This is a genomic window from Paraburkholderia sp. TE9906, assembly GCF_056279605.1.
In genome coordinates this window covers 629,625-656,099 of the sequence record NZ_JBWCCT010000001.1, presented here as the reverse complement: position 1 = coordinate 656,099, position 26,475 = coordinate 629,625, and the positions used below count along the sequence as shown (strand labels likewise).

24 protein-coding genes are annotated in these 26,475 nt (G+C 63.8%); 12 read left to right on the top strand and 12 right to left on the bottom strand.

Annotated elements, in window-relative coordinates; all coding sequences use genetic code 11:
• The first annotated feature begins 107 nt into the window (after nucleotides 1-107).
• Nucleotides 108-356, top strand: coding sequence for a hypothetical protein (locus tag ACZ9H4_RS02905; protein WP_408147489.1), 249 nt, complete (start codon nucleotides 108-110; stop codon nucleotides 354-356).
• Between the two features lie 325 nt (nucleotides 357-681).
• On the opposite strand, the gene ACZ9H4_RS02900 is transcribed toward ACZ9H4_RS02905, so the two are convergent.
• From ACZ9H4_RS02900 to ACZ9H4_RS02870, 7 genes are all read right to left on the bottom strand, one after another.
• Nucleotides 682-999, bottom strand: coding sequence for a DUF4148 domain-containing protein (locus ACZ9H4_RS02900; RefSeq protein ID WP_408147491.1), 318 nt, complete (start codon nucleotides 997-999; stop codon nucleotides 682-684).
• Between the two features lie 288 nt (nucleotides 1,000-1,287).
• Nucleotides 1,288-1,980 carry a hypothetical protein gene (locus ACZ9H4_RS02895; protein ID WP_408147493.1) on the bottom strand — a complete coding sequence of 231 codons (693 nt, stop codon included), beginning with the start codon at nucleotides 1,978-1,980 and terminating at the stop codon, nucleotides 1,288-1,290.
• Nucleotides 1,980-2,462 carry a glycoside hydrolase family 108 protein gene (locus ACZ9H4_RS02890; protein WP_408147495.1) on the bottom strand — a complete coding sequence of 161 codons (483 nt, stop codon included), beginning with the start codon at nucleotides 2,460-2,462 and terminating at the stop codon, nucleotides 1,980-1,982. The genes ACZ9H4_RS02895 and ACZ9H4_RS02890 overlap by 1 nt, the downstream gene beginning before the upstream one ends.
• A gap of 53 nt (nucleotides 2,463-2,515) precedes the next feature.
• Nucleotides 2,516-3,985 carry a tetratricopeptide repeat protein gene (locus ACZ9H4_RS02885; protein ID WP_476118182.1) on the bottom strand — a complete coding sequence of 490 codons (1,470 nt, stop codon included), beginning with the start codon at nucleotides 3,983-3,985 and terminating at the stop codon, nucleotides 2,516-2,518.
• 429 nt (nucleotides 3,986-4,414) lie between these two features.
• The gene (locus ACZ9H4_RS02880) at nucleotides 4,415-5,278 is read right to left on the bottom strand and encodes an ABC transporter permease (RefSeq protein WP_408147500.1); all 864 of its coding nucleotides are present in this window, start codon (nucleotides 5,276-5,278) and stop codon (nucleotides 4,415-4,417) included.
• Between the two features lie 16 nt (nucleotides 5,279-5,294).
• Nucleotides 5,295-6,089 carry an ABC transporter ATP-binding protein gene (locus ACZ9H4_RS02875; RefSeq protein ID WP_121323624.1) on the bottom strand — a complete coding sequence of 265 codons (795 nt, stop codon included), beginning with the start codon at nucleotides 6,087-6,089 and terminating at the stop codon, nucleotides 5,295-5,297.
• Between the two features lie 40 nt (nucleotides 6,090-6,129).
• Nucleotides 6,130-7,149: an ABC transporter substrate-binding protein gene (locus tag ACZ9H4_RS02870; RefSeq protein ID WP_408151780.1), complete on the bottom strand. Its 1,020-nt coding sequence runs from the start codon at nucleotides 7,147-7,149 to the stop codon at nucleotides 6,130-6,132.
• 261 nt (nucleotides 7,150-7,410) lie between these two features.
• Between ACZ9H4_RS02870 and ACZ9H4_RS02865 the strand changes: the two genes are divergently transcribed.
• Nucleotides 7,411-8,088: a response regulator gene (locus tag ACZ9H4_RS02865; RefSeq protein ID WP_408147505.1), complete on the top strand. Its 678-nt coding sequence runs from the start codon at nucleotides 7,411-7,413 to the stop codon at nucleotides 8,086-8,088.
• Nucleotides 8,078-9,469, top strand: a complete 1,392-nt coding sequence (locus ACZ9H4_RS02860; RefSeq protein WP_476118181.1) for a sensor histidine kinase — start codon at nucleotides 8,078-8,080, stop codon at nucleotides 9,467-9,469. The genes ACZ9H4_RS02865 and ACZ9H4_RS02860 overlap by 11 nt, the downstream gene beginning before the upstream one ends.
• A gap of 69 nt (nucleotides 9,470-9,538) precedes the next feature.
• Here ACZ9H4_RS02860 and ACZ9H4_RS02855 read toward each other — a convergent pair whose 3' ends face one another.
• Both ACZ9H4_RS02855 and ACZ9H4_RS02850 read right to left on the bottom strand, forming a co-directional pair.
• Nucleotides 9,539-10,699: an iron-containing alcohol dehydrogenase gene (locus ACZ9H4_RS02855; protein ID WP_476118275.1), complete on the bottom strand. Its 1,161-nt coding sequence runs from the start codon at nucleotides 10,697-10,699 to the stop codon at nucleotides 9,539-9,541.
• Complete coding sequence (locus ACZ9H4_RS02850; protein WP_408147508.1) at nucleotides 10,699-11,007, bottom strand: putative quinol monooxygenase; 309 nt, start codon at nucleotides 11,005-11,007, stop codon at nucleotides 10,699-10,701. Before ACZ9H4_RS02850 ends, ACZ9H4_RS02855 begins: the two co-directional genes overlap by 1 nt.
• A 435-nt stretch (nucleotides 11,008-11,442) precedes the next feature.
• Between ACZ9H4_RS02850 and ACZ9H4_RS02845 the strand changes: the two genes are divergently transcribed.
• A complete protein-coding gene (locus ACZ9H4_RS02845) occupies nucleotides 11,443-12,138 on the top strand; it encodes an RNA polymerase factor sigma-70 (protein ID WP_476118180.1) in 696 nt (231 codons plus the stop codon).
• 177 nt (nucleotides 12,139-12,315) lie between these two features.
• On the opposite strand, the gene ACZ9H4_RS02840 is transcribed toward ACZ9H4_RS02845, so the two are convergent.
• Nucleotides 12,316-13,152, bottom strand: coding sequence for a DNA-binding transcriptional regulator (locus ACZ9H4_RS02840; RefSeq protein ID WP_408151783.1), 837 nt, complete (start codon nucleotides 13,150-13,152; stop codon nucleotides 12,316-12,318).
• Nucleotides 13,153-13,399: 247 nt separating this feature from the next.
• Between ACZ9H4_RS02840 and ACZ9H4_RS02835 the strand changes: the two genes are divergently transcribed.
• The 7 genes from ACZ9H4_RS02835 (at nucleotide 13,400) to ACZ9H4_RS02805 (ending at nucleotide 21,362) form a co-directional block, all read left to right on the top strand.
• Complete coding sequence (locus ACZ9H4_RS02835) at nucleotides 13,400-15,280, top strand: bifunctional 3-(3-hydroxy-phenyl)propionate/3-hydroxycinnamic acid hydroxylase (RefSeq protein WP_476118179.1); 1,881 nt, start codon at nucleotides 13,400-13,402, stop codon at nucleotides 15,278-15,280.
• Nucleotide 15,281: 1 nt separating this feature from the next.
• Entirely contained in the window at nucleotides 15,282-16,232 is a 951-nt protein-coding gene (locus ACZ9H4_RS02830) for a 3-carboxyethylcatechol 2,3-dioxygenase (protein ID WP_476118178.1), read from the top strand.
• A gap of 18 nt (nucleotides 16,233-16,250) precedes the next feature.
• A complete protein-coding gene (locus ACZ9H4_RS02825) occupies nucleotides 16,251-17,060 on the top strand; it encodes a fumarylacetoacetate hydrolase family protein (RefSeq protein ID WP_476118177.1) in 810 nt (269 codons plus the stop codon).
• 24 nt (nucleotides 17,061-17,084) lie between these two features.
• Nucleotides 17,085-18,026: an acetaldehyde dehydrogenase (acetylating) gene (locus ACZ9H4_RS02820; protein ID WP_476118176.1), complete on the top strand. Its 942-nt coding sequence runs from the start codon at nucleotides 17,085-17,087 to the stop codon at nucleotides 18,024-18,026.
• Between the two features lie 12 nt (nucleotides 18,027-18,038).
• Nucleotides 18,039-19,070, top strand: coding sequence for a 4-hydroxy-2-oxovalerate aldolase (gene dmpG / locus ACZ9H4_RS02815; RefSeq protein WP_476118175.1), 1,032 nt, complete (start codon nucleotides 18,039-18,041; stop codon nucleotides 19,068-19,070).
• Between the two features lie 98 nt (nucleotides 19,071-19,168).
• Nucleotides 19,169-20,413, top strand: a complete 1,245-nt coding sequence (gene mhpT / locus ACZ9H4_RS02810; protein ID WP_476118174.1) for a 3-(3-hydroxy-phenyl)propionate transporter MhpT — start codon at nucleotides 19,169-19,171, stop codon at nucleotides 20,411-20,413.
• 79 nt (nucleotides 20,414-20,492) lie between these two features.
• Nucleotides 20,493-21,362 (top strand): alpha/beta fold hydrolase, encoded by an 870-nt coding sequence (locus tag ACZ9H4_RS02805; protein ID WP_408327173.1) that lies wholly within the window; start codon nucleotides 20,493-20,495, stop codon nucleotides 21,360-21,362.
• Nucleotides 21,363-21,421: 59 nt separating this feature from the next.
• Here the strand turns inward: ACZ9H4_RS02805 and ACZ9H4_RS02800 are convergent, their stop codons facing one another.
• The gene (locus tag ACZ9H4_RS02800; protein WP_476118274.1) at nucleotides 21,422-22,951 is read right to left on the bottom strand and encodes an MFS transporter; all 1,530 of its coding nucleotides are present in this window, start codon (nucleotides 22,949-22,951) and stop codon (nucleotides 21,422-21,424) included.
• A gap of 304 nt (nucleotides 22,952-23,255) precedes the next feature.
• Between ACZ9H4_RS02800 and ACZ9H4_RS02795 the strand changes: the two genes are divergently transcribed.
• Nucleotides 23,256-24,194: a LysR family transcriptional regulator gene (locus tag ACZ9H4_RS02795; RefSeq protein ID WP_408151791.1), complete on the top strand. Its 939-nt coding sequence runs from the start codon at nucleotides 23,256-23,258 to the stop codon at nucleotides 24,192-24,194.
• Here ACZ9H4_RS02795 and ACZ9H4_RS02790 read toward each other — a convergent pair.
• A complete protein-coding gene (locus ACZ9H4_RS02790; protein WP_476118173.1) occupies nucleotides 24,191-26,365 on the bottom strand; it encodes a TonB-dependent siderophore receptor in 2,175 nt (724 codons plus the stop codon). The two genes, ACZ9H4_RS02795 and ACZ9H4_RS02790, sit on opposite strands and share 4 nt — an antisense overlap.
• Nucleotides 26,366-26,475: the final 110 nt, after the last annotated feature.

The following is a 26,475-nucleotide window of genomic DNA, read 5'->3' as shown; positions in this document are numbered from 1 at the left end:
TAGTACTACCCGATTTAATCTGCATCATTGAATAGCGATCAATCGGGAAACCCCTAGGACCGTGCGTCTCCGGTTCGCGTTAGTCTCTTCTAAAGAGGAGGCGACCCATGAGACAAGCGTTCAATATTGCCGTGGTGCTGTTGCTTGGATATCTGATGGCGGATAGGGCGTTGATGCGCGCGCAGGCGGGAGAGGTCGGGACCATCACGTGCCACCAGGGCGCGCAGCTGGTCAAATCGAACGCGTTGAAGAAGGGGTTTGGAGACATTGCAGCCAGCAGTCAGGGAGAAAACTTTCTGTCGAGCTGTCTGGTCACTGGCCGTGGTCAGGTGGGCGATCTCATCGCGCGCGATTGACGTGGTCGCCCGTGTTGCCATATTGACGAGGGCGCACCATCAGGGCGCCGAATAAAAAGCGGCGTGCCGAAAGCGCTGAAAAAGCGCCCAGACCGTGAAGGTCCGGGCGAAGTCACCGGGAGCCCGATGACGGAGGTAACGAATACAAAACTGGCCCGCGCTCGGGGATACCCGGCCGCGGGCCAGTTCATTTGAATCGGGGAGCGCGTCTCAACAACGCGCTGAGCGGCAGATCGACGCACGACGGCGTGGCACAACCGGTCAATCATGCCGCCGATCGGCTAACAGCCGTCTATCGGCTGCTTACTGTCCGCTTGATGGCGCCTTACTGGCCGAAGTAGATCGACTTCTGACCGTTGGCCGTCACAGCGTGACCCGACTGCGAGGAGCCGCTCGACACACCGCCGAAGCCACTTGCCGCTGCTTGCGCGGTGCCGTTTTGCGCATCGACACGAGCTTGCGCGGCTTGAACGTCAGCCGGGTAGTGCGGGTCGGCGTGACCCGGTTGATAGCCGGCCTTTTCGAGTTGGACCAGTTCGGCGCGCACCTGGGCGCGGGTCACGGGCTGGTTGGACTGCGCAAACGAAGCAACAGGAGCGGCCAGCACAGTGGCGATAACAACAGCTTGAATGAGCGATTTCATGATGAACTACCTCCAGTTCGGATTTTGTCTTGCTGCGAACGTTCTTGTTCGTAGTCAGTGATTACATTGTAGTTTTGCGATCTGGACAGAGTAATCACCGCTTCAGGTATTGTTTGTTGCGAATTTTGAGACAAAAACGGGGAACTTCGTGGGGCGGTGCGGGCGCCGGAGTCCGGCGACGCCGTCAATGCCACGGCATTCCACCGAAACTCACGCACAGTCAAACCCGCAAAGCACGCAGCGAGCTGCGATCTCCCCGCGTGCTTTGCATCAGTGACGAACGGCTTATCAACTGCCCGAGAAAATCGGGCCTTGTCCGCCCGGCGTGAACGGTTGGAGCACTTCGTGCGGCACCGGGGCCGGGCCGCCTTGCGCACGCGCGGCCGGTGTCGATGCCGGTTCGCGCAGTGTGAGCGCGCTATCCGGCGTGATGGGCACACTAGGCTTGGCGAGCAGTTCGGTTTTCCGCATCGACCCAACCGAGGTGCCGAAGTAGTAGCCGATGATGCTGATCCACGCAGTGCCCAACGCGCCGACGATCACGTTGACGAGGTCCTTGTTGCTCCCCGGTAACGGCTGGAACGCCATCAACATCAAAATGCCGAAGAAGCCCGTGGTGACCGCCATCGCGAGTACCTTCGGCACCCAGTCGCGATTGCTGGTCGCCATCGCGCGCGCATTGGCCCGATCGTCGGCTTCGATACGCGCCATGTCGGTTTCGTGCGCGAGTCTCGCCTGGGCCGCGGTCACGACTAGTTGCTGCAATTGCAGAGAGTTCGCACTCTCTGCCTGCCTGATCTTTTCGAGCGCGCTGGGATCGTTCAACGCCGGTTCGACGAAGGCCGGATCGCTCGGCGTGCCGAGCGCATGCGAAATGATCGCCGCGGCAGCCGTCACGCCCAGTCCGACCGGGCCGCCTACGAGCCCGGCGAGAAGCGGGGCGGTGCTGCCAATGTTCGACGCTACTTTTGACCAGTCCATCATGCTGCTCCCAGAAGAAGATTCGCGGCCATCCGTTCGGTCCAGCCACGGCTGAAGTGAGGCCACGTGTGAAGGTTGCGCAGGTAGCGCAGGCGATAGGCGGCGAAGCGCATGACGAACTTCATCGCGTCGGTGCTTTTGACCGCATTCAGGGTGTCCGGACCGAACTTGCCGTCTTCCTTCGCACCGGACGCTTTTTGCATCCACAACACCACGAGGCCGCCGTTGTAGTTCGCATCGAAGATCTGGAAGGCCACGCGCGGATCGAGTTCGTCGAGATGCAGCGGATCCCAGTACTTCTGCTTGGCAATTTCCTTCGCGGTTTCCAGCGGCAGATCTTTCATCGCGCCGTTGTAGCCCTGGCTGCGCGCGACGCGAGCAGTCACGCCCCACATCGTTTCGCCACCGGGATCGGCCGGATTGAAGCAGTAACCGCCTTCGTTTCCGATCAGAGCCCTGAATGCGTCTTCAAAGTTGTCCATCGACTTCTCCTCTTCAGCTGTATCTACGACAGGAACATGGGGTGCTTCTGCGGTTACGCTTCGGCGTTGGGTGGTACTTCAAGTGATGCTTGAAACGGAACTGCTGGGCGTGGATTCGAAACGGGTCGGGTGCGCGTATTGGGACTCGGCGCCCCCGGTGCGCTGCCGCCCTCTACTGCGTTGGCGAGTCGCGCCAGTTGCGTCTCGTGGGCGCTCAACGTACCCGCATCGCGTTCCAGCGCTTCTGCATATTTGCGCGAGGCGCCACGCAGATCACCCTTGTGATCGAGTGCCCGGCCCATTTCCGCGTAGGACGGCGCAAGGTCGGGGCGCAGCGAGATGGCGCGAGAGAGTTTGTCGATCGCTTCGTCGTATCGGCCGACCTTGTCGAGCGCTTCGCCCCAGTCGTGCAGATTGTCGACGGAACTCGGATTCATTTCGTCGGCCTGCCTGAACGCGTCGAGTGCTTCTTCGTTGCGATGGGCGCGCAACAGCACGTCGCCGAGAAGACGCAGATTTTCAGCCGTCTTCGATTTCTCCCTCGCGCCGGCACGCAATGCTTCGAGTGCGTCGTCGAGGCGTTCCTGCTGGGCGAGCGCACGGCCGAGACTCGCGTGCAGAATGGCCGAATGCTTGTAGACGGTTAGCGCTTCGCGGGTTTGCCGTTCCGCCTCTTCCGCTTTCGACTCTCCTTGATCGGTCAGCAACCACGCTTTGCCCGCGAGCGCCCATTCTCTTTGCTCAGGTGAGGGCAGGGTGAGTACCTTGTCGTAGATCGCGATGATCTCGTTGTAGCGGCACTCTTCCGGATGGCATCTGGTTTTCCGGACCTGCGAATAGAGATGACTGGCGAGGATATTCGGCTCTGCGAGGCGCATCGCTTCGACAGCGATCCCGTGCACGAAATCTTCCAGGTCACGTCCTTCGAACGGCACGATGCTTTCGCGGGAATTGAACGGGCCGCCTTCTATCTGCACGTGGGCAACGTACGAGTCGGCGCTTTCGTTGATTTTCGTGATGCCGACATGAACGACCACGTCCGTGCGCTTGATGACCCCTTTGATGAAGCGGACCGTCGACGCATACGACATATCCTGGCCAGGAAGCTGGATGTCGGGTTGGGAGTCGGTGTCGGTCATCGTGTCGTGAGGAATCGAATCGGCATCCTGAGCGATATCCCGCATGGAGGACATGATTCGCTCTGCGAGAAAGCTCGACGTGTAGCCGCGCTGTGAGAGTGATTGCGGTGTTTCGACGGGGGGCACCAGCAATTGCCGGTTAAGCACGCCACGTACGACGAGGCAGGAAAAGCCGATCGCAAGCACGATGAAGAACCACGGCAAGATGTACGGCCACACACGCTTCGGACCCCTGCCGATGAAGCCGATGGCGCGCCACCCGAGCGGCAGGAATCCGGCGAAACCGCGGGTTTGGCGACTATGGCGCCTCGGCGCGGCGCTGCCTGAACGAAATGGCCGGCTGCGCCAATTCATTGGCCGGCGTGGACTCTGCATACTCGACATGACGTACCTCGTTTCAATGCGTTGTTGGTCACCGCGCGACTTGCCTGGGCGCAATAACGCATTGACCGTGCCATAGGGGCACCGGCCCTTGTGCGAGGGGCGTGTGGGGGTTAACGCAGAGGTCGAGAGCGCGAAAAGTGTTGTGCGCAAGCCAACGCATTCCGATGGGAAGTTGGCCGGCAGAGGACATTGCGTGGGACGAAGGCCACGGCAGACAGAAAGGCGCGTGATCCGGGAAGAACGGCTGCGAGACACGCCGCTTTCGCTTCCTGAACTGAGAACGAAGCAAGTAGGGCGTTATTCAAGCGACGCAGCGCGTCGTCGCTTCATTGCTCGCTTTCTCGCGGCAGAAAGAAAAATGCCGTTCAGTCCCGGACTGAACGGCAAGATACTCCGAGGCCATGTGCTACACGGCCGCATCCGTTTCGCTCAAACCGCAGCGGGACGCCATTTCAACAGACGCCGCTCGATTGCGGTCAACAGATAGTCGGCCGCCAGCGCGACCACGGCCAGCACGATCATCGCCGCGAACACGCCGCTCGCATTGAATGCGCCCTGCGCCGTGGAGATCAACAGACCGATACCCTGCTTCGACCCGAGAAACTCGCCAACCACCGCGCCGACCAGCGCAAAGCCGAAGCTCACGTGCAAGCTGGCGAGAATCCAGCTCAGCGCCGACGGAATCACCACCGACGTCGTCACCTGGCGACGCGACGCGCCGAGAATCTGTGCATTCGCGATCATGTAGCGATCGGCTTCACGCACGCCCTGGAAAGCATTGGCGAACACGACGAAGAACACCATCACCACCGCCAGCGCCACCTTCGACGCCATCCCGAGGCCCAACGCAATCACGAACACCGAGCCGAGCACCACGCGCGGAATCGAGTTGGCGATCTTGATGTAGAGGCTGAACACGTCGGAGAGCAGTTTGTTGCGGCCGAGCACGATGCCGCAGAAGATGCCCGCCACCGAGCCGATGATGAAGCCGAGCCCGGTTTCTTCGAGCGTGACCCACACCTGGGTCAGCAACGGACCTTGCGACGTACCGTTCACGAACCAGTCGACGATCTGATCGAAAATGGCGGTGGGCATCGAGAAGAAGAACGGGTCGATCCACTTCAGGCGCGCGGACAGTTCCCATCCGCCGAGCACGACCACGAGCACGAGTACGCGCAGCGTGATCACCAGCGCATGACGTTGCCGGATGCGTTTTTGCGCGACGCGTTCGACATGCGCGAGCGACGCGGCGTCGATGCCCGAGGGCATCATCTGTTGAGAGGTAGTAGACATGTGTGCCGTTCCTTGATTATCCGATCTGCACTTCTTCGCGCAGGTCATGCCAGATGTCGCGCGAGATTTCGATGAAACGCGGGTCGTAGCGAACCTCCGAGGTGACACGCGGACGCGGCAAATCGATTTCGTACACCTTCTTCAGCGTCGCGGGGCGCGCGGTCAGCACGAACACGCGGTCGGCGAGCGCAATCGCTTCTTCCAGATCGTGCGTAACGAACACCACCGAGCCGGCACCGCCCCACAATTGCAGCAGTTCGTCCTGCATCAACGTGCGCGTTTGCATGTCGAGCGCCGAGAAGGGCTCGTCCATCAGCAGGATTTCGGGCTTGTTGATGAAGGTCTGCGCGAGCGCGACGCGCTTGCGCATGCCGCCCGACAGTTGATGCGGATAGTGCTTGCCGAACTTGTCGAGGCCCACGCGGCGCAGCCATTCGTTGGCCTCGTCGTACGCGGCCGACTTCGAGCGGCCGCGATACAGCGGACCGGCGGCCACGTTGTCGAGCACCGTGCGCCACGGGAACACGGCGTCGGCCTGGAACACGAAGCCGATGCGCGGGTCGATGCCGTCCACCGGCGCGCCCATCACGCGCACTTCGCCGGTGGTGGGCTTCAGCAAGCCGGTAATCATGCTGAGCGTGGTGGACTTGCCGCAACCCGTCGGGCCGACCACCGCGACGAATTCGCCGCGCGCCACCGACATGCTGAAGTCGCGCAACGCGACCGTCGCCTTGCCATCCGGCGAAATGAAACGGCACGACACGTTGCGCATTTCGATCGCTGGCGTATCGCGTGACATAGGTTGATTCATCGGCTGGTGCCTCGCAGTGCTCGTGATGTTGAAAAAGGCCTTACTTCGCCGCGGTCTTGACCGGCGCCGACAGGTAGTCGTTGCTGTAGGTCCTGGCGAGATCGATGTGCTTACCCTTCACCGAAGGATTGAATGCGGACAACACCTTCAGCACGGTGTCCGGGCCGTCGGCGGGCATCTTGCCGTCCTTCGTGAACATCGGCAGCGATGCCTTCAGCGCGCCGACGTACAGGTCCTTGTTGTTGCCGTAGTAGTCCTTCGGCATTTTCGCGGCGATCTCTTCGGCGCTGTGCGTCGAAATGAAGTTCAGCGTTCTGGCGAAAGCGTGCGAGAGTTTCGCCGCATCGTCCTTGTGCGACTCGGCCCATGCGCGCTGCACGTAGAAGCTCGAAGCCGGATACGTGCCGCCGAGCGCGGCGCGCGTGCCTTCCAGCGTGCGCATGTCGACCAGCACCTTGGCGTCGCCGGTCTTCAGAAGTTGCGAAACGGTCGGCTCGGTCGTCATGCCGGCGTCGATACGGCTTTGCTTGATGGCCGCGATGAAGCTGTTGTCCGCGCCGACCGGCAGCAGCGTGTATTGCGTGGACGGCACGCCCGCGCGTTGCGCGAGGTATTGCGTGAGGAAGCTCGTCGACGAGCCCAGGCCGGTCACGCCGAGGGTCTTGCCCTTCGCGTCGCCCATGCTTTTGAACGTGCCGGCCGCTTTGGTGGACACCATTTCCACTTCGCCCGGCACCTGGCCAAAGATCACCAACGCCTGAACTTCCTTGCCCTTGCTTTGCAGATCGATCGTGTGATCGTAGAAGCCCACCACGCCTTGCACCGCGCCCGCGAGCAGTTCGTTTTCCGCGTCGACGCCCGCCGGTTGCGAGAGGATCTCGACGTCGAGACCCTCGTCCTTGAAGTAGCCGAGCTGTTCGGTGAGCTTGGCCGGCAGATAGATGATCTTGGTGGCGCCGCCGACCATGATCGTGAGTTTTTCGGCGTGTGCGGCAGCCGAAGCGGCGGCAAGGGTAAACGCAACACCTGACACAGCGGCAATCTGGCGCAAGGTACGCATGAAGCAGTCTCCTTAGGTTTGGTCGCCGCGGGTATGGCACGCGGCGCTTTCTGGGTGAATGACGGCGATTATAGAAATCCGAAACCTTCTGGTAGCTTTCTGAGGCCTGGACAAAGCATGGGTGTTAACCCCGTACTGCGCGAAAACCCCAGTGCGGTCCGGCGCGCCAGCGCGCGTCCGGTATGCTGCGGATCAAACGGGGCGCGCGCAAATCCTTTGTTTTACGGCACAATCGACGGCCTGACTTTTGCCGTCCCTGCCATGAAGCTGCTGCTCATCGAAGACAATCCCACGCTCGCGCACTGGCTCGCGAAAATGCTGGAGCAGGAGGCGTTCGCGCTCGACGCCGTGCAGGATGGCGACGCGGCCGACCAGCTACTGCGCACCAATCATTACGACGTGATCCTGCTCGACCTGAATCTGCCGAAGCTGTCGGGCAAAAACGTGCTGCGCCGCTTGCGTCAACGCGGCGACGCGACGCCGGTGCTGATTCTGACCGCGAGCGGTTCGATCGACGAAAAGGTGGAACTGCTTGGCGCCGGCGCGGACGATTATCTCGTCAAGCCATTCGAAGTGCGCGAGCTGATCGCACGGATCAAGGTGGCGATCCGCCGTCAGTCGCCGTCGAGGGCGAGCGAGGTGGCGTGCGGCGATCTCGCGTTCGATATCGACACCCGCCAGTTCACGTTGAAGGGCGCACCGCTGAACGTCACACCGCGCGAGCGCTCGGTACTCGAAGCGTTGATCCTGCGCCTCGGCAAAACAGTGACCAAGCCCGCGCTGGTCGACGCGATCTTCACGCTCGCCGACGAACCGAGCGAGGACGCGGTCGAAATCTACATCTCACGTTTGCGCAAGAAACTGGACGGCAGCTCGGCGGCGATCGTCACGCTGCGCGGGCTCGGCTATCTGCTGCGTAAGAAAGACGATGACCAATAGCCTGCGGGTACGTCTGTTGTGGTGGCTGCTGGTGCCGCTCGCTCTCTATGTGTTCGTCACCGGCAAGGCCGAATACGACAACGCGCGGCGCACGGCCGATCTCGTGCAGGACAATCAGTTGATCTCGTCGGCGCGCATGATCGCCGGCGAAGTGGAGTGGGTGGATGGCTTCCTGCGCGTCGACGTGCCGCCCGCCGCGCTCGAAGTATTCGCGTCGCCCTATCGCGATCAGGTGTTCTACAGCGTGCGCGTCGACGATGGGCGGCTGCTCGCCGGCACGCCGGACTTTCCGCCGCGTCCGCTGCGGGCGGCCGACACGCCCGACCATTACGACACCGAGCTGCGAGGCCAGCCGGTGCGTGCGGTCGGGCTCGTGCGTCTCATGTACGACAATGGCGCGACGCGCCGCGTGCGAGTCACGGTGGGCAAAACCTTGCGTTCTCGCGACGCCATGGCTCAGCAATTGTGGCAGCCGCAACTCGTGCGGCAGATCGCGATGATCGCGCTCGCGGTGGCGCTGGTGTGCATCGGACTGACGTTCGAATTGCGGCCGCTGATGAAAGTCAAAGAGGATGTCACCGACCGCGATCCCATGCAGCTCGAACCGATTCGCGTCGAACGGCTGCACACCGAGTTGCGCCCGATCGTCGAAGCGATCAATCAATGCATCGCGCGGCTCGGTGTACAGGTGGCGGCGCAACGACGTTTCATCGCCGACGCCGCGCATCAGTTGCGCACGCCGCTTACGCTGCTTGGCACGCAGTTGCAGTTCGCGCGGCAGCAGGACGGCATTCATCCCGCGCTCGACGAAGCGCTTGCCGCGATGCATCGGAGCAATCGTTCGATGGTCGCGCTCACCAACAAGCTGCTGTTACTGGCACAGGCCGAAGCCACCGACAACACGCAGCTCGCGACGGAAACCGTGGACCTGGTGCCGCTTGCGATGGAAGTCGTCGAAGATCTCGCCCTGCTCGCGCAGGCACGAGAGATCGATCTGGGCGCCGAGCTAAAGGGCATCGCGCCGGTGACCGGGCATCGGGGTCTGCTTCAGGCGCTGATCGCGAATCTCGCGGAAAACGCGATTCGCTATACCGGCAGCGGCGGCCACGTCACGGTTGCCGTTAGCGCCGGCGCCGATACGGTCACCGTGAGTGTGCTCGACGATGGTCCCGGCATTCCGGCCGAGTCGCGCAGCCGCGTGTTCGAACCTTTCTTCCGGGCGTCGCCGGATACCGAGGGTACCGGCCTGGGTCTCGCAATCGTGCGTGAAATTGCCGATACGCATCACGGCGAGATAGCACTCAAGCCAGGGGGCGGCGGTAAGGGCGTGCACATCAGCGTGTCGTTCCCGCGCGCGGCTATGCAGCTTCGTGATCGATAGGGTATCCGAAGCAAACTGGCTGTCTGAATCAACTTCTCGACAGCTCGGCTTCACCCCCTGGTGCCACCCTTAAAACGCCGCGACATAAATCCCCAACGCATCGCTCTCGCTAACCGGCCGCGGATTGTTCACCAGCAACCGCGTCTGCAACATCGCATCGCTTGCCATCCGTTCGAGCCCGTCGCGTGCAATGCCGACATCGCGCAGCCGCGCCGGAATCGCGGTTGCGGCGATCATCTGCTCGAGCCGTTCGATCAGCGCCTGAGTCTTGCTCGCGTCGCTGCCGGTCGCCTCCGGCACGATCACATCCGCGAGTTCCGCGTACAGATGAGCCGCCGCCCCGGCGTTGAAGCGCAACACGTGCGGCAGCACGAGCGCATTCGAAAGGCCATGCGGCACGTGATAAATGCCGCCGATCGGATACGCGAGCGCATGCACCGCCGCCACCGGCGCATTGGCGAACGCCTGCCCCGCGAAGGTCGCGCCGAGCAGCATCGCTTCGCGAGCCTCGCGGTTCTGGCCGTTTTCGCAGGCGGGCAGGAGGCTGCGCGACAGCAGTTCGAGGGCCTTCACCGCGAGCATGTCGGAAACGGGATTCTTCAGATGCGCGGACGTGTACGCCTCGATCGCATGAACCATCGCGTCGATGCCGGTTGCCGCGGTCGCGGCCACGGGCAGGCCGAGCGTGAGCTCCGCATCGAGGATCGCGAGGTCGGCGATCAGTTGTGGCGCGACCACGCCCATTTTCTTCGCTTCCCCCACCGTCACGATCGACACGGCCGTCACTTCGGAACCGGTGCCGGCAGTGGTCGGCATCTGCACGAGCGGCAAGCGCGCGACGCTCACCTTGTTCACGCCATACATCTCGCCGAGCGCCTGCTCCTGCTGCGGCGCGAGCACCGCGATCAGCTTCGCGACGTCCATCGACGATCCGCCGCCGAGCCCCAGCACGATTTCCGCGCCGGCTTGCCGCGCGCGCGACGTCGCTTCGAGCACGATATGTTCGGGCGGATCGGCGATCACGTCGTCGATCACGGTCGCGTTCCAGCCGTGCGAGGCGAGATCGGCGAGCGCGGGATTCAGCAGGCCGCTCGTATGCAGAAAACCATCGGTGACGACACACAAGCGCGTGAGCGCCGGAAATTGCACGCGCAGCAGCGCGCCGAGGCGACGCGCGGCGCCGAACTCCACGACCAGCGTCGGCACCGTTTGGAATTTGAATGCGCTCATCATGCTGTATCTCCGGATACCAGATGGCTCGACACTTCGCGCCGCTCGAGCAGCGGAATGATGATGCCGACGCCGATGCGCTGAAAGTGCTCGGTCTCACGGTGCACGGCGAGACCATCGGCGTGGCTGTACTGCTCCATGATCACGAAGTGGTCGGGATCGAGCGGCGAGCGGAAGAATTCGTAGTACAGGTTGGCGGGCTCGGCTCGGGTTGCCGCGGCAAGCTCCGTGAGGGGCTTCACCAGCGCGTCGCCGTTGCCGGGTTTGGCAAAGTAATGCGCGATCACCTGCAGGTAAACATCAGCCATCGATCACTCCATCAAGACGGGTATGTCAACGTTTGCGCATTCGGAATCGGGATCTCATCATTCGCTGTCGTCGCTCGGGAACGCCGGCCTTTTGCGGAGGAGGCCCGGCGTGACGATCGCGGCGAAAATCTTGCGCGGGCCGCGGCGAGCATCGACACGGACATCAGTTGTACCAGATTAGGACCGCTTTGCCCGCATGCCTTCACGCTGCATAACGCGGGCGGCGTGTGAGGTGCGATTCAGTCAAGGATTGACGTTCCCACGTGATGACGCTTCGATCCGGAGTGGCACGCCCAAGCATGGGCGGGTACCCCGCATCGGCGATGAATCCTCTGGTCAACCCGTCCGACGAGTAAGGTTAATCTCGCGTTTGTTGAGAATGATTCGCGTTTACGTTAAATTGTTGGGCTGACCTTTGCGAAAACGGAGCGAATCATGTCCGAGGTGCTCGTCCGGCAGGCGCCTTCAACAGCAATGCCGATGCCAATGCCAATGCCAATGCCGATGCCGGTGCTCAATGCCGTCGCCGCCTGTGCGCCCGTCGTGCGACGCTCGCGCGGCCTTGAGCGCGCTATCGATTGGGAGAAGGGCACGCTGCTCGACGTGCTGGTCGCGAACCGGCCGATGCTCGTCGAGCTGGCGCATGGCATCGTGGGTTGCGCCAGCCTTGCAGAGGACGTGGTGCACGACGTCTTCATCAAGCTCGTCGACTTCCGGGATCAGAACGCCGTGCGTCAACCGGTGGCCTACGTCACGCGCATGGTGCGCAACGCGTCGATCGACGTCACTCGCCGCCAGAGCGTGGAAGACACCTATCACGACGATGCGGACGACGCGCTGCTCGTGCCGTCGCCGGCGCCTTCGCCCGAAGCGGCGCTGCTCGTGCGCGACACGCTGCGTCACGTGTATCACGCGCTCGAACAATTGCCGCCGCGCAGTCGCGCCGCATTCGAAATGGTGCGGGTACGTGAAGAAACGCTGCAAAGCACGGCGCGCGCGCTCGACGTTTCGCAGTCGCAGGTGCATTGCCTCGTGCGCGACGCCAAGAAGCATTGCGCCGCTTGCATCGACGGGGGCAATCGCAGCGCGGCGGGTTCGGCGTATTGCAGCGGCCGTGCGCGCCGTCGATAGGCACGCGGCTATCGAACGTCGGCGGGATCGAGGCGCGGTGCGCGAGCGAAATGTCGCGCTGTTGCCCGCTATACCGGCGAGCACCAGGTCGTGCTTCGCGCCAGTTCATTTGCTGGCCGAACCGTCAGCTACCAGCCGCGCCACCGTTCCACCACTGCGCAACTCGCTCATCACCTCTCACGAACGCCGCTCACGTCCCCCGCGCGGCCTGGCTTTGCCACCCGCGGACACCTGCGCTTCCAACCCTTCGATCATTTCACGCGCAGCCGTTTGAAGCTCAGGCACGAACCGTCGCTTCGCTTCCGCGAGCGTGACGGCGCGCGAAAGAAACACCACGTTCAGACTCGCCAGCACGCGCTGCTCCGACACGATCGCGACGGCCACTGCGCCGATCTTGCTTTGCGCGGACCAGTCGCCGTGATTGGAGCCAAACCCGTCCGCGCGCACACGCCGCACGAGACTGCGAATGAGCGCGTCGTTGGACGCCAGCGCTTTTTGCTCTTCGCCGCCCGCGCCTGAGCGCAGCAAGTCGAGAATGTCCTCGCGCTCGCCGTCGGGACACATCGCAAAGTACGCGCGCCCTGCTGCCGTCAACAGAATGGGCAGACGGCGGCCGACCATCGCGCGGTGAAACGACAGCGTGCTGAACCGGTGGGTCGTCTCGCGGATGATCATCGCGTCGCCGTCGGGCGTCGTCAGATCCGAGGGCCATGCGACGCGCTGGAGCAGCCGTCCCATGATCGGCGGCGCGATCGTCGCGATTCGTTCGTCGTCCGTAAAACCCTCGCTCAATGCGCGCACTTTCAACGTCAACCGGAAACTGTCGTCCGACGCGCTGCGTCGCACGAAGCCTTCTTCCATCAGCGTTTCCAGCAGCCGCCGTGCGGTGGTGCGATGCAGGCCGGTCAGCTCGCTGATCTGCTGGCTCGTGGCGCGGCCGCTGTCCAGCGAATTGAGCGCCTGCAAGACCTGCAGCCCACGCGAGAGACCTCTCACACTGGTGTATTTGGTCACGCAAAACCTCAATGAATTCAACTATGTGCATTCTATGCACAATTTGCACAATTTGTTGAACGAGCAGGTGGGCGGTCCTAGACTGCGAACAAATCAAATCGATTCATGGAGACGCAAGCAGTTGTCCGTGCGCGAGTTTTTCGCTGCGGCCGAAGGCGTTACCCGCTCGCCGCGCTCCTGATCATTTCGACCCGGTTCGTTATCTGAAGCGAAGGCGGTTTGCGCCGCGCGCGAGAAAGGAGACAGCATGCCCCCACCTTTTGATCCGGTGGCCGCCCACGGTCACACCGAGACCCTGCACGCCGACGTGGCGATTATCGGCGCCGGCCCGGTTGGTCTGATGATCGCCAACTATCTCGGCTTGCAGGGCGTGCGCGTCGTGCTGCTGGAAAAGCTCGAACAGATCATCGATTATCCGCGCGCCATCGGTCTGGACGACGAAGCGCTGCGCGTATTCCAATCTGTCGGCCTCACCGACGCGTTGTTGCCCCACACCACGCCCGATCACTGGATGCGTTTCGTCACGCGCACCGGCCATTGCTTCGCGTCGATCGAACCGCGCACCGACGAATTCGGCTGGTCGCGCCGCAACGCTTTCATCCAACCGCTCGCGGACCGTGTGCTGTTCGAAGGCTTGCGCCGCTTTGCGCATGTCGAGGTGCTGTTCGGCAACAGCGTCGGCGCATTCACGCAGGACCCGAGCGGCGTCACGATCGAGACGGAAGACGCGAGAGGCGGGCGCCGCACGATTCGCGCGTCGTACATGGTCGGCGCCGATGGCGGCAACAGCTTCGTGCGGCGCGCGCTCGACGTGCCGTTCGAAGGAAGGACCAAGCCGAATCAATGGATCGTCGTCGATGTGCGTAATGATCCGATCGGCTCGCCGCATGTCTACATGCATTGCGATCCGCAGCGGCCCTATGTGTCGGCTGCGCTGCCGCACGGCATCCGCCGCTTCGAATTCATGGTGATGCCGGGCGAGACGGAAGAAGAACTGTCGAAGCCGGAGAACATGGCGGCGTTGATCCGCAAGGTCGTCGCCGATCCGGAGAAGGTCGACTACATCCGCAAGCGCGTCTATACGCACAATGCGCGGCTTGCCAGCCGTTTCCGCGTCGAACGCGTGTTATTGGCGGGCGACGCCGCGCACATCATGCCGGTGTGGCAAGGCCAGGGCTACAACAGCGGCATTCGCGACGCGAGCAACCTTGGCTGGAAACTCGCGATGGTGGTCAAGGGTCTCGCCGGCGACGCGCTGCTCGATACCTACACCGCCGAGCGCCGCGCGCATGCCCGCTCGATGATCCATCTCTCGGAAGTGGCCGGCGACATCTTCGCGCCGACGAGCCGCTTCGGCATCAGGTTCCGCGACGCGTTCGTGCGCACGTTCAACCTGTTTCCCGCGGTCAAACGCTATTTCGTCGAAATGCGTTTCAAGCCGATGCCGCGCTATGAAACGGGCGTGGTGCTGCTCGCACGCAGCGAACGCAAGCATGGCTGGCTCGCTCGCGTGCTGGAGCGCTCAGGCCATTCGGCGCCGGGACGTTTGCTCGGGCTGATGAGCGAGAAGCGCGAGTCGCGCCTCGGTCGCCTCGTGTATGGCCGCGATCCGCACTGTCATTCGCCGGTGGGCCGCATGTTCATTCAGCCGCGCGTGCGCACGGTGGCGGGCGATGTCGTGCGGCTGGACGATGCGCTCGGCAACCGCTTCGCGATCCTCGGCTGGGGCGCCGATCCGACCTTCGGCCTGTCGCCTGCGGCACGCGAAATCTGGCGGCGCCTGGGCGGCTGTTTCGTGGTCGCGAAGCCCGATACACAACTCGCGTTTCAGGACGACGTGCCCGCCGACGTGATCGCGATCGGCGACGTGAATGGCCGGCTGAAAGACTGGTTCTCGCGTGTGCCGGAGTCCGTCGTGTTGCTGCGCCCGGACCGTTTCGTCGCAGGCATGTGTACGCCGCAGCAGGTCTCGTCGTACATCGTCGAGCTTGCCGCGAAGCTCAATCTCAATGCGGCCGCGCCGCGCAGCGCCGATGTCGGCGGCGCTGCGGTCGCCGGCGAACCGGTCATGGCGCGCGGCAACGTCGCGCACGCCGCTGCAGTCGCCGCTGTTGCAACCGGAGCCTGATATGCCGATGTTATTGGAGTGCCTGTCGCACACGCCGCTCGCCGGCTACTACGACCCGCCGGCGGAAGTCGTCGGGCAAGTCGAGCAGGTTCACGCGGCGGCGCGCGCGCGTGTCGCCGCGTTCGATCCTGAACTGGTGGTGGTGTTCGCGCCGGATCACTACAACGGTTTCTTCTATGACCTGATGCCGCCGTTCTGCATCGGTGCGGCGGCCACTGCGGTCGGCGACTTCAAAAGTCTTGCCGGGCCGCTCGACGTGCCCGGCGGGATCGCGCTCGAACTCGCCGAAGCCGTGCTCGATAGCGACATCGACTTGGCAGTGTCGTACCGCATGCAGGTCGATCACGGCTGCGCACAAGCGCTGGAACTGCTCACCGGCAGCCTCGATCGCTATCCGGTCGTCCCTGTGTTCATCAACTCGGTGGCGCCGCCGATGGCCTCGTGCCGCCGTGCGCGCCTGCTTGGCGATGCGTTCGGCCGCGCGCTCGCACGCATGGACAAACGCGTGCTGCTGATCGGGTCGGGCGGCATCTCACATGAGCCGCCGGTGCCCGAACTGGCCGGCGCCAGCGATGAAGTCGCGCAACGGCTGATCGCGGGCCGCAATCCTTCGGCCGAGTCGCGGGCGGCGCGCCAGGCGCGCACGGTCGCGGCGGCGCGTGCCTTCACGGCAGGCGACAGCCGCTTGCATCCGCTTAATCCCGAGTGGGACCGGTCGTTCCTGAAGCTGCTCGAAGACGGTGATCTGAAGGCGCTCGACGGCCTGACCGACCCAGCGATCACACGGGCCGCCGGCAAATCCGCTCACGAGATCCGCACGTGGGTCGCTGCGTTCGGCGCGCTGAACGCGGGCGGGTCATATCGCGCGACGCTCGACTACTACCGGCCGATCCCCGAGTGGATTGCAGGCTTCGGCGCGATGCACGCGCGTCCTGTTGCCGCCAACGCCTAACCGAACGAGGAAATCGCTATGAACCATTCCAGCCATGCCGAAGCGCTGGCCCTGCGGCTGCGCGAATCCGAGCGCACGCGCCAGGCCATCGCACCGTTGCGCGACGACGCGCGCTTCGCCGATCTGAACGATGCCGCCGATGCCGCGCAACTCGCCTACGCCGTGCAGCAGGTCAACGTGGCGGCGCGCGTGGCCGCGGGCGAGCGCGTCGTCGGCCGCAAGATCGGGCTGACCTCGCCTGCGGTGCAGCGCCAGCTCGGCGTCGATCAGCCGGATTTCGGCGCGCTGTTCGCCTCGATGGCTTTCGGCGACAACCAGCCGATTCCGCTCGGCGAGTTGATCCAGCCGAAGGTCGAAGCGGAGACCGCGCTGGTGCTCGACCACGACCTCACGCACGAGCGCCACACCTATGCCGATCTGATCCGCGCGACGGCCTACGCGGTCGCGGCGATCGAAGTGGTGGATAGCCGCATCGAGGGCTGGAACATCCGCTTCGTCGACACGGTGGCGGACAACGCGTCGAGCGCGCGCTTCGTGCTCGGCAGCCGCCCGGTGTTGCTGCGCGACGTGGACCTCGCGGCCTGCGCCATGACGCTAACGAACGATGCCGAAGTGCTGTCGCGCGGCAACGGCTCGGCGTGCCTCGGCAATCCGCTGAACGCCGCCGTCTGGCTCGCGGACCGCCTGGTTCAACTGGGCACGCCGCTGCGTGCCGGCGATGTCCTGATGACCGGCGCACTCGGTCCGATGGTCGCGGTGACGCGACCGGGCACCTTCAGCGCGCAGATCGACGGTCTCGGCGGCGTCCGCGCGACTTTCTCCGCATAAGCAAGCACTCGATTGAGGACTGACATGGCAAGCGAAAAACTCAAGGCCGCGATCATCGGCTCGGGCAACATCGGCACCGATCTGATGATCAAGATCCTGCGTCACGGCAAGCATCTCGAAGTGGCGGCGATGGTCGGCATCGACGCAGCCTCCGACGGCCTTGCGCGCGCCGCTCGGCTCGGTGTCGCGACCACGCACGAGGGCGTCGAAGGACTGACGCGTCTGCCGGTGTTCGACGACATCGACTTCGTGTTCGACGCGACGTCGGCGGGCGCGCACGTGAAGAACGACGCGTTCCTGCGCGCGCTCAAGCCGGGCATCCGCCTGATCGACCTCACGCCGGCGGCGATCGGCCCGTACTGCGTGCCGGTCGTGAATCTCGACGCACAGCTCGACGCGCTCAACGTGAACATGGTCACGTGCGGCGGACAGGCGACGATTCCGATGGTCGCGGCCGTGTCGCGCGTGGCGAAGGTGCACTACGCGGAAATCGTTGCGGCGATCAGCAGCAAATCGGCGGGTCCAGGCACGCGCGCGAACATCGACGAGTTCACCGAAACCACCTCGAAGGCAATTGAAGTGGTGGGCGGCGCGGCGAAGGGCAAGGCGATCATCGTGCTTAACCCGGCCGAGCCGCCGGTAATGATGCGCGACACCGTCTACGTGCTGTCCGAACTCGCCGATCGCGCGAAGGTGGAGGCATCGATCGAAGCGATGGCCGCCGCCGTGCATGCGTACGTGCCGGGCTACCGCCTCAAGCAGAAAGTGCAGTTCGACGAGATCCGCACCGTTGCCCCGTTGAACATTCCGGGCCTCGGCAAGTTCAGCGGCCTGAAGACCTCGGTGTTCATCGAGGTGGAAGGCGCCGCGCATTACCTGCCTGCATACGCGGGCAATCTCGACATCATGACTTCCGCCGCGCTCGCCACGGCGGAACGTATGGCGCAATCGCTCGTGCAGGCATAAGGAGACTTTCGCATGGACAAGAAACTGTATATCTCCGATGTGACGCTGCGCGACGGCAGCCACGCGATCCGCCATCAGTACTCGATCCGCAATGTGCAGGACATCGCCCGCGCGCTGGACATGGCCAAGGTCGACAGCATCGAAGTCGCGCACGGCGACGGGCTGCAAGGGTCGAGCTTCAACTACGGCTTCGGCGCGCATAGCGACCTCGAATGGATCGAGGCGGCGGCCGACGTGCTCGAGCACGCGCAGATCGCGACGCTGCTGCTGCCCGGCATCGGCACGATTCACGATCTGAAGGCGGCGTACCAGGCGGGCGCGCGCATCGTGCGAGTCGCGACGCATTGCACCGAAGCGGACATTTCGAAGCAGCACATCGAATATGCGCGCGAACTCGGCATGGATACGGTCGGCTTCCTGATGATGAGCCACATGACCACGCCGAACAACCTCGCTAGCGAAGCGAAGAAGATGGAAAGCTACGGCGCGACCTGCATCTACGTGGTGGACTCGGGCGGCGCATTGACGATGAACGACGTGCGTGCACGTTTTCGCGCCTTGAAAGCCGTGCTCAAACCTGAAACGCACACAGGCATGCACGCGCATCACAACCTGTCGTTGGGTGTGGCGAATTCGATGGTCGCGGTGGAAGAGGGCTGCGACCGCATTGACGCTTCACTCGCCGGCATGGGCGCGGGCGCGGGCAATGCGCCGCTCGAAGTGTTCATCGCCGCGGCGGAGCGCGCCGGCTGGAATCACGGCACCGATCTGTACACGCTGATGGACGCCGCCGACGACATCGTGCGGCCGTTGCAGGACCGGCCCGTGCGCGTCGATCGCGAGACGCTCGCGCTCGGCTATGCGGGCGTGTATTCGAGCTTCCTGCGGCACGCGGAAGTCGCCGCGAAAAAGTATGGGCTCAAGACGGTCGACATCCTGGTCGAGCTGGGCCGGCGCGGGATGGTCGGCGGCCAGGAGGACATGATCGTCGACGTCGCGCTGGATCTCGCACGCGCGCATGAGAAGGACGCTGTTGCTTCATGACCTGACGTTGCACGGCGGCGTCGCGCGCTGTCCGTGCATTGTCGATACCCCGGCCATATCGCCGTTAGAGCGACGCCGATTCAATATTGGAGACTTGTATGCGGCAATCAACGAAAGCGTCGGAAAGTGGTGCCCTGACCATCGGGCTATGTCTCATCGTCGCGTTGCTGGAGGGGCTGGATCTGCAATCGACCGGCGTCGCCGCGCCGCGCATGGCGCGTGAATTTCATCTGGCCGTCGCGCAGATGGGCTGGGCGTTCAGCATCGGCGCGCTGGGGCTTTTGCCAGGCGCGGCGCTCGGCGGGCGTCTCGCCGACAAGCTGGGCCGCAAGCGCGTGCTGATGATTTCGGTGGCGCTGTTCGGTATTTTCTCGATCGCGACCACTCAGGTGTGGGACCTCAACAGTTTGCTGGCGGCGCGCTTTCTCACCGGGCTCGGTCTCGGCGCCGCGATGCCGAATCTGATCGCGCTGTGTTCGGAAGCCGCGCGGCCTCATCAGCGCAACACGGCGGTGGGAGCAATGTATTGCGGCATGCCGTTCGGTGCGGCGCTCGCGGCGGTGATTGGCATCGTCAGTCCAGGCGATGAAGGGTGGCGGCATATTTTTTATGTCGGCGGTATCGGGCCGCTTCTGGTTCTGCCGCTGCTGGCGCTGTTCCTGCGCGAGTCGGCGGAGTTCGTAGCGGTCAGTTCACCGAGCAATGTTTCGCGCGAGGCGTCGGGCGGCGTCGCGCGCACACTGTGGCAGGAGGGCCGCGCCGGTACGACCATCGCCTTGTGGGTCAGCTATCTGGGCACGTTGATCGTGCTGTACTTCCTCATCAACTGGCTGCCTTCGCTGGTGTTGAGTCGCGGTCTCACGCGCGTGCAGTCGGGCGTCGTGCAGATGATGTTCAACGTCGGCGGCGGGATCGGCGCGATCGTGATCGCGAGCCTGATGGACCGCATCGGCCGCCGCCGCACGGTCGGCGGCATGTATCTGGGCATCGTCGTCGCGCTGGCGGCGTTGCTGAGCGCGAACGGCGGCACCTCGATGGCGTGGGGCGGTTTGCTGGCGGGGCTGTTTCTCGTCGGCGGGCAATCGGTGTTGTATGCGCTCGCCAGCAGTCTTTATCCGACCGAAGTTCGCGGCACCGGCGTGGGCGCCGCCGTGGCGGTGGGTCGCATGGGCTCGATTCTCGGACCGTTGATCGCCGGGCAGTTGCTTGCCATTGGTCAAGGCGCTTCCGTGCTGTTGGGCGCGAGCATTCCGTTGATCGCCGTCGCGGCAGTCGCGGCATGGCTCGTGGTCAGCAAGTCCGCGTCTCGTTATAGCGCGAGCGCCGTGCAATCCGTGCAATAGATGCGCGGCAAGAAAAACCGTGCGGACGCGTCATCGAAGGCGGTCCGCTTACCCAACTCGTGAAAGAAAGGGATTCAACATGAGCTCACAAGCACCGGCATTCACCGAAGCATCGACCAGCCGTTTCGTTCGCATCACGGAAGACGGGCGCGACATGCAACTCCACTACAACGACGTGGGGCAGGGCGCGGAAACCGTGGTGATGCTGCACGGCTCGGGGCCGGGCGCGACCGGTTGGGCGAACTTCAATCGCAACGTCGAGCCGCTCGTCGCCGCGGGCTACCGGGTCATCCTGATGGATTGCCTCGGCTGGGGCAAGAGCGATCCGATCGTATGCAAGGGCTCACGCTCGGAACTCAACGCGCGCTCCTTGAAGAGCCTGCTCGACGCGCTCGATATCGAGCGCGTGCATATCATCGGCAACTCGATGGGCGGGCATAGCGCGGTGGCGTTCGCGCTGGCCGAACCGAAGCGCGTCGGCAAGCTCGTGTTGATGGGCGGCGGCACGGGCGGCCCGAGTCAGTTCGTACCGATGCCGACCGAAGGCATCAAGCTGCTGCAAGGGGTGTACAAGGAGCCGACGATCGGGAACCTGCAGCGCATGATGAACATCTTCGTGTTCGACGCGAAAGCGCTGACCGAAGATCTGATGAAGGCGCGGCTCGACAACATTCTCGCGCGCCGCGACCACCTGGAGAATTTCGTCGCGAGCCTCGCGGCGAATCCGAAGCAGTTCAACGACTTCGGTCCGCGTCTCGGCGAAGTGTGCGCGCAAACGCTGGTGGTCTGGGGGCGTGACGATCGTTTCGTGCCGATGGACGTGGGTCTGCGCCTCGTCGCCGGGATGCAGAATGCGGACATGCATATCTTTAGCCGCTGCGGTCATTGGGCGCAGTGGGAGCATGCGGACAAGTTCAACAGCATGGTTGTCGAGTTCCTGGGCCGTTGAGTCTGTTGGCTCATGGGTGTCCGGCAAGTCGCGATGACGGCTTGCCAGGCACCGGCGGTTTAGCATGAATCGCAGCGAGCGTTCTGCCGTGTAGCGGGCGACGTTTGCTTCGAGGCGGGCACTTTGATCAGCCTCCTCGAAGCGCTCCCCGAGATCACGAAGCTGAGGGCCGCGAGCACCCACACGCCGATTCCGCCGTAAAGCATCACCCAGCCGAAACCCCGCATCAGCGCAGCATGCACGATGCTGCCGGACGGATCGATTCGCGTGAGCGACGGGATGCCCGCGCGGATCGCATCGACATCGCCTGCCGCCACTTTTTCCGCCAGCCGGCCGAGTTCCGCGATGTCGAGCGTGGCCGGCAGGTTCGTCTTCAGATGGTAGAGAATGCCGCCGACCAGGATCGCTCCCATCAACGCGATATTGATGGCGAGCGTGATCATCCGCGCGCTCATGTCGATGCCGGATGCCATGCCCGCGCGCTGCGTGGGCACCGCGGCGGTCGTCGTATTGGTGACGGGCGTGTTGGTGAGGCCGAGGCCCGCGCCTGCAATCACGCAGCCGGGCAGCATGCTCGACACGCCCGGATGCGCGGCGCCGCTGCCGAGTTTCATCAGCATGAAGCCGAGGCCGATCGTCAACAGGCCCACGGGTATCGCGATGCCCGAACCGTAACGCAGCGAGAGCCGTTCGCCGAGCGGCGGGAACAGCAGCGTCGGCAACGTGTACGCGAGCAGCGCGAGGCCCGCGCTCACGCTGTCGTAGCCGAGGCCGATCTGGAAATAGATAGGCAGATAGATCATGAACGGCCAGAAGCTGAAGTTCATGCCCGCCGAGCCCATCAGCGCGCCCGAAAATTGCGGAATCCTGAAGACCGAAAAATCGAACATCGGCCGCGCGCTTAGGTTCTCCGCGTAGAGAAAGGCCACGAAGGCGAGCACGGTCGCAGTGATGATGAAGAGCGCGCGCGGATTCGTAAAGCCCAGCGCCGGGACCTGGGTGATGAAGTACACGAGGCCGAAAACCGCCAGCGAAAGCGTGACGATGCCGGCGACGTCGAGCGTATCCGCATGCGGATCGCGCGATTCCTGTACGCCGCCGAAAACCAGCGTCAACGTGACGACGGCAAGCAGCGCGTGCACCCAGAAGACCCACTGCCAACTCGACACCGCGACGATTATCCCGCCGATGATCGGCCCGAAACCCAGCCCGATGCCGAAGATGATGCCCCACGCGCTGAATGCGCGGGCGCGCTCTGGGCCGTCGCTGAACTGATGCGAGAGCACGGCGACCTGGCAGATCAGCATCGCGCCGCCGCTCGCGCCCTGCAACAGGCGCGCGGCGATCAGCATCGGCACGCTCTGCGCGAAGCCGCAGAGCAACGACGTGATGCCGAATAGTGCGATGCCGACGACGAAAATCCTGCGGCGCCCAAAGCGGTCCGCGAGCGTGCCGGTTGCCATCAGCACGGTGGTCACCGCGAGCGTGTAGGCGTTCATGATCCACTGCATGCCTTTGAAGTCGCCGTGCAGCACGTGCTCGAGCGTGGGCAGGATGACCGGCACGCTGGAGATCTCCAGACCGAACATCAGCGACGCGAGGCAAACGGCGCCGAGCGCAAGCGTGTTCTTGGGGAGGCGCGCGGCGCGCGGTGGGGAGGTGGCGGCCTCGCTTGCGCTGGTTCGTGCGCTTTGTGAGTCACGCGCGGTTGTTTCAGGCTTTTCACGTTCGTCGCGCCGTGGCGGCGCGTGCGGATGACTGGACATGGACTTTCACCTCATTGGACGATGGGCTTGGCCATCATGGAATGGGTAATATAGGGGGAATCAGTGTCCCTATTGGCACACAAAAATCCCATCAATGTGTCCACGGTGGAACCAATCAGGTGAAGGTATGAGCGACATCCTCGATGGTGTGACGACGTTTGTGCGTGTCGTCGAAACAGGCAGCTTCGCGCTGGCGGCCGAGCGCATGAACCTCACGCGCTCGGCGGTCGGCAAGGTGATTGTGCGGCTCGAAAAGCGGCTCGGCGTGCGTCTCATCAATCGCACGACGCGCAGTCAGAGTCTCACGGAGGACGGCCAGGCCTATTACGACCGCTGCGTGCGCGCGCTGGCCGAACTCGAAGCTGCCGAAGCCGATCTGGATTCGGGGCGGCGCGAGCCGAAAGGGCGCCTGCGCGTGAGCGTGCCGCAAGCCTTCGGCCACTACTGCGTGGCGCCGGTGCTGCTCGGCCTCGCGCGCAAGCATCCGCAATTGAAGATCGACATATCGATCAGCGACCGCTTCGTCGATGTGGTGGAGGAGGGCTTCGATCTCGTGGTGCGGGTGGGGCCGCTCGCCGACAGCACGAGTCTGGCCGCGCGCAAGCTCGGCATGCAGCACGCGAGCATCGGCGCGGCGCCTGCGTACCTGGCGCGGCACGGCACGCCGCGCAACGTCGATGAACTGCGCGGGCACGCGGTGATCGCGTATCTGCGCGCGGGTGTCGCGCAACCTTGGGACGTGGTCGACGTCGACGGACAGATTCGCCGCGCGCAGGTCGAGCCGCAACTCGGTTTCGACGACATGCAGGGCATTCTCGATGCCGCACTCGCCGGATTTGGTCTGGCCTGGCTGCCGAGTTGGCTACTGGCGCGGTACGAGCAAAGCGGCGAACTCGTGACCGTCATGGAGAACTGTTTCCGCCCTTCGCAGGAGATCCACGCGGTGTGGCCGAAGAGCCGCTATCTCGCGCTGAAAACGCGCTGCGCCATCGACGCGCTGGTGGCGGAGATACCCACGATGATCGGGGCGCCCGGGCGGGCCGCCCCTCGGTCACGCAATAGTTAGAATTGCAAAGTAGCGCTCGCTACCGCGGTGCGAGTCGGCGACGGCGATACGTAATAGCCCCAGGCGGTGGTCCAGTAGCGGCGATTGAACAGGTTGTTGATGCCCGCCCGGAACGTGACGTCCTTGCCGGCGATCTTCGCTTCGTACCTGCCGCTCAGATCGAACGTGGTGTAGGCCGGCACAAACTGCGTGTTGGCCGCGTTGACCGCCTGGTTGCCCACGTACTTGCCGCCGAACGCCAGCGTCAACGGACGCAGATACGCCGGGTTGTATTCGACACGGCCCGTCACCGTAAAGCGCGGCGCGCCATAAATGCGCTTGCCCTCGATGGCCGGATCGTCGATGTCGACGGCCTTCGTGTCGAGCCACATCACGCCGCCCATCACGCGCCATTCGCTGGTCAGCGCGAGCCAGCCGCTCGCGTCGATGCCGGTGTAACGCTTGGTGCCGTCCTGCACGAAGACGTTCGCGGTGTTCGTGTAGTTGTAGCCCTGATCGACACGGAACAGCGCGAGGTTGGCGCCCCACCTGCTGTGGTCGGACTTGAAGCCCACTTCATACTGCTTGCTGCGCAGCGGGCCGAAAGTCGCCGGATAGTTGAGGTTGAGGTTCGACGCCGCGCCGCCCTGTTCCAGCGACTCGACGTAGCTCGCGTACACCGTCGAATACGGATCGGTCTTGAACATCAGCGCGAAGGTCGGCGTGACCGGGTTCGCGCTGTATTGCGACGTGACCGCGCCGCTCGGGTCGTACACGTTCTGGCGGTATTGCGTGTAACGCACGCCGAGCAGCGCGGACAGGCGCGAGGTGAACTGCAGCGTGTCGCTCGCATACACGGCGGCCTGCGTGGTGCGCTGCTCACGATAGAGGTCCGAGCCGATGCTGACTTCGTCGTTGGTCAGCAGCGTGGTGCTGTACAGATTGCCGTTGCCGAGGAAGTAGCCTTCGTTCCAGCCGACGCTGTTGCTGTACTCGCTGGTTTGCGTCTGGTAGCCCGCGCCGAGCACCACGTCGTGCTTGATGAAGCCGGTGTTGAATTTGCCCTGCACCATCGCGTCGACGTTCTGGTAGAAGTAGCGCGTCATCGCCGCATAGAGCGTGTTGGAGTAGTTGCCCGCGTCGTCGGACACATACAGGAAGCTGTCCGAGTTGGTACGGTTCTCCTTGGCGAAGCGGTACTTCACACTCGCGTGCCAGTTGTCGGAGAGGCGATAGTCGAGGCCCGTGCCGAACGAGGCCATCTCGGTCATGTAGTAGTTCTGCGGCTGCGTGAGCGTGCCGCTGACTTTGCTCGCGTCGGGAATGCCGCCCGCGAACATCAGGCCGAAGAGCGTGCCTTCGGTTTTGCGTTTCTGGTAGAGCGCGTCGGCGCTCAGCACGAGGTCCGGCGTAATGCGGAAGTCGAACGCGAGCGACGCGACCTGGCGGCTCACGTGCCCGTTTTCCTCGGCGGTGTTGCCGTATTCGTTGGCGAGGTTCAGGCGGTAGCCGAAGCGGTTGTCATTGCCGAAGCGTCCGCCCAGGTCCACCGCCTGCGTGAACACGCTCGACGACTCGTAGCCGAGCGTGAAGCTGCGGTACGGGTCGTCGGTGGGACGCTTCAGCACGTAGTTGACGATGCCGCCGGGCGCGCCGAAGCCGTACATGAAGCCGGACAGGCCCTTGAGCAGTTCGACCTGCTCGAACGGTTCGAGCGACAGGTCGGTGTCCCACGACGGGAAGGTCTGGCCGTCCACCTTGATGCTGTTCAGCGTGTCGATCGGCATGCCGCGCACGTTGAACATCGAGTTTTCGCTGACCGAGTTTTCGCTGCTGACGGTCACGGCCGGGTCGTACTTGAACAGGTCGTTGGCGGTCGTCGCGAACAGATCCTGCGCTTCCTCGCTCGTCACGACCCGCGTCGAGAACGGCGTGTCCACCTGCTTGCGCGAACCCAGCGCGCCGGCGCTGACGGTATCGGCCTGCGCCACGGTCGTATCTTTCGCTGCCGACACGCTCACGGCCGGCAGCGTGGCGGCCGCATCGCTAGCCGCGGCCTGCGCCCACCCCGACGATGACAGCGTGGAAAGCGACAGGCCCACGCTGACCAGAAGCCCCGCGCTCAGCAGCGAAGGGGTGCGGCGCGGAGCGCGCGCAAACGCCGGACGGCCGGCGATAAAGGATTTCTGCATGTTTGTTTGAGTTAGGCAGGGTGACGCAGCTACGCACCAAAGTCGGGCGCGGCGGCGCGCGTTCGAGCGAGTGGTTGTTAAACAGATGTTTCAAACCTTCAAAGAGCATG

Excerpts from the sequence above, each read along its gene's own strand:
- ACZ9H4_RS02905 (WP_408147489.1), top strand. The coding sequence starts at position 108 with ATGAGACAAGCGTTCAATATTGCCGTGGTGCTGTTGCTTGGATATCTG.
- ACZ9H4_RS02900 (WP_408147491.1), bottom strand. The coding sequence starts at position 999 with ATGAAATCGCTCATTCAAGCTGTTGTTATCGCCACTGTGCTGGCCGCT.
- ACZ9H4_RS02895 (WP_408147493.1), bottom strand. The coding sequence starts at position 1,980 with ATGGACTGGTCAAAAGTAGCGTCGAACATTGGCAGCACCGCCCCGCTT.
- ACZ9H4_RS02890 (WP_408147495.1), bottom strand. The coding sequence starts at position 2,462 with ATGGACAACTTTGAAGACGCATTCAGGGCTCTGATCGGAAACGAAGGC.
- ACZ9H4_RS02885 (WP_476118182.1), bottom strand. The coding sequence starts at position 3,985 with ATGTCGAGTATGCAGAGTCCACGCCGGCCAATGAATTGGCGCAGCCGG.
- ACZ9H4_RS02880 (WP_408147500.1), bottom strand. The coding sequence starts at position 5,278 with ATGTCTACTACCTCTCAACAGATGATGCCCTCGGGCATCGACGCCGCG.
- ACZ9H4_RS02875 (WP_121323624.1), bottom strand. The coding sequence starts at position 6,089 with ATGAATCAACCTATGTCACGCGATACGCCAGCGATCGAAATGCGCAAC.
- ACZ9H4_RS02870 (WP_408151780.1), bottom strand. The coding sequence starts at position 7,149 with ATGCGTACCTTGCGCCAGATTGCCGCTGTGTCAGGTGTTGCGTTTACC.
- ACZ9H4_RS02865 (WP_408147505.1), top strand. The coding sequence starts at position 7,411 with ATGAAGCTGCTGCTCATCGAAGACAATCCCACGCTCGCGCACTGGCTC.
- ACZ9H4_RS02860 (WP_476118181.1), top strand. The coding sequence starts at position 8,078 with ATGACCAATAGCCTGCGGGTACGTCTGTTGTGGTGGCTGCTGGTGCCG.
- ACZ9H4_RS02855 (WP_476118275.1), bottom strand. The coding sequence starts at position 10,699 with ATGAGCGCATTCAAATTCCAAACGGTGCCGACGCTGGTCGTGGAGTTC.
- ACZ9H4_RS02850 (WP_408147508.1), bottom strand. The coding sequence starts at position 11,007 with ATGGCTGATGTTTACCTGCAGGTGATCGCGCATTACTTTGCCAAACCC.
- ACZ9H4_RS02845 (WP_476118180.1), top strand. The coding sequence starts at position 11,443 with ATGTCCGAGGTGCTCGTCCGGCAGGCGCCTTCAACAGCAATGCCGATG.
- ACZ9H4_RS02835 (WP_476118179.1), top strand. The coding sequence starts at position 13,400 with ATGCCCCCACCTTTTGATCCGGTGGCCGCCCACGGTCACACCGAGACC.
- ACZ9H4_RS02830 (WP_476118178.1), top strand. The coding sequence starts at position 15,282 with ATGCCGATGTTATTGGAGTGCCTGTCGCACACGCCGCTCGCCGGCTAC.
- ACZ9H4_RS02825 (WP_476118177.1), top strand. The coding sequence starts at position 16,251 with ATGAACCATTCCAGCCATGCCGAAGCGCTGGCCCTGCGGCTGCGCGAA.
- ACZ9H4_RS02820 (WP_476118176.1), top strand. The coding sequence starts at position 17,085 with ATGGCAAGCGAAAAACTCAAGGCCGCGATCATCGGCTCGGGCAACATC.
- dmpG (WP_476118175.1), top strand. The coding sequence starts at position 18,039 with ATGGACAAGAAACTGTATATCTCCGATGTGACGCTGCGCGACGGCAGC.
- mhpT (WP_476118174.1), top strand. The coding sequence starts at position 19,169 with ATGCGGCAATCAACGAAAGCGTCGGAAAGTGGTGCCCTGACCATCGGG.
- ACZ9H4_RS02805 (WP_408327173.1), top strand. The coding sequence starts at position 20,493 with ATGAGCTCACAAGCACCGGCATTCACCGAAGCATCGACCAGCCGTTTC.
- ACZ9H4_RS02800 (WP_476118274.1), bottom strand. The coding sequence starts at position 22,951 with ATGTTCGGTCTGGAGATCTCCAGCGTGCCGGTCATCCTGCCCACGCTC.
- ACZ9H4_RS02795 (WP_408151791.1), top strand. The coding sequence starts at position 23,256 with ATGAGCGACATCCTCGATGGTGTGACGACGTTTGTGCGTGTCGTCGAA.
- ACZ9H4_RS02790 (WP_476118173.1), bottom strand. The coding sequence starts at position 26,365 with ATGCAGAAATCCTTTATCGCCGGCCGTCCGGCGTTTGCGCGCGCTCCG.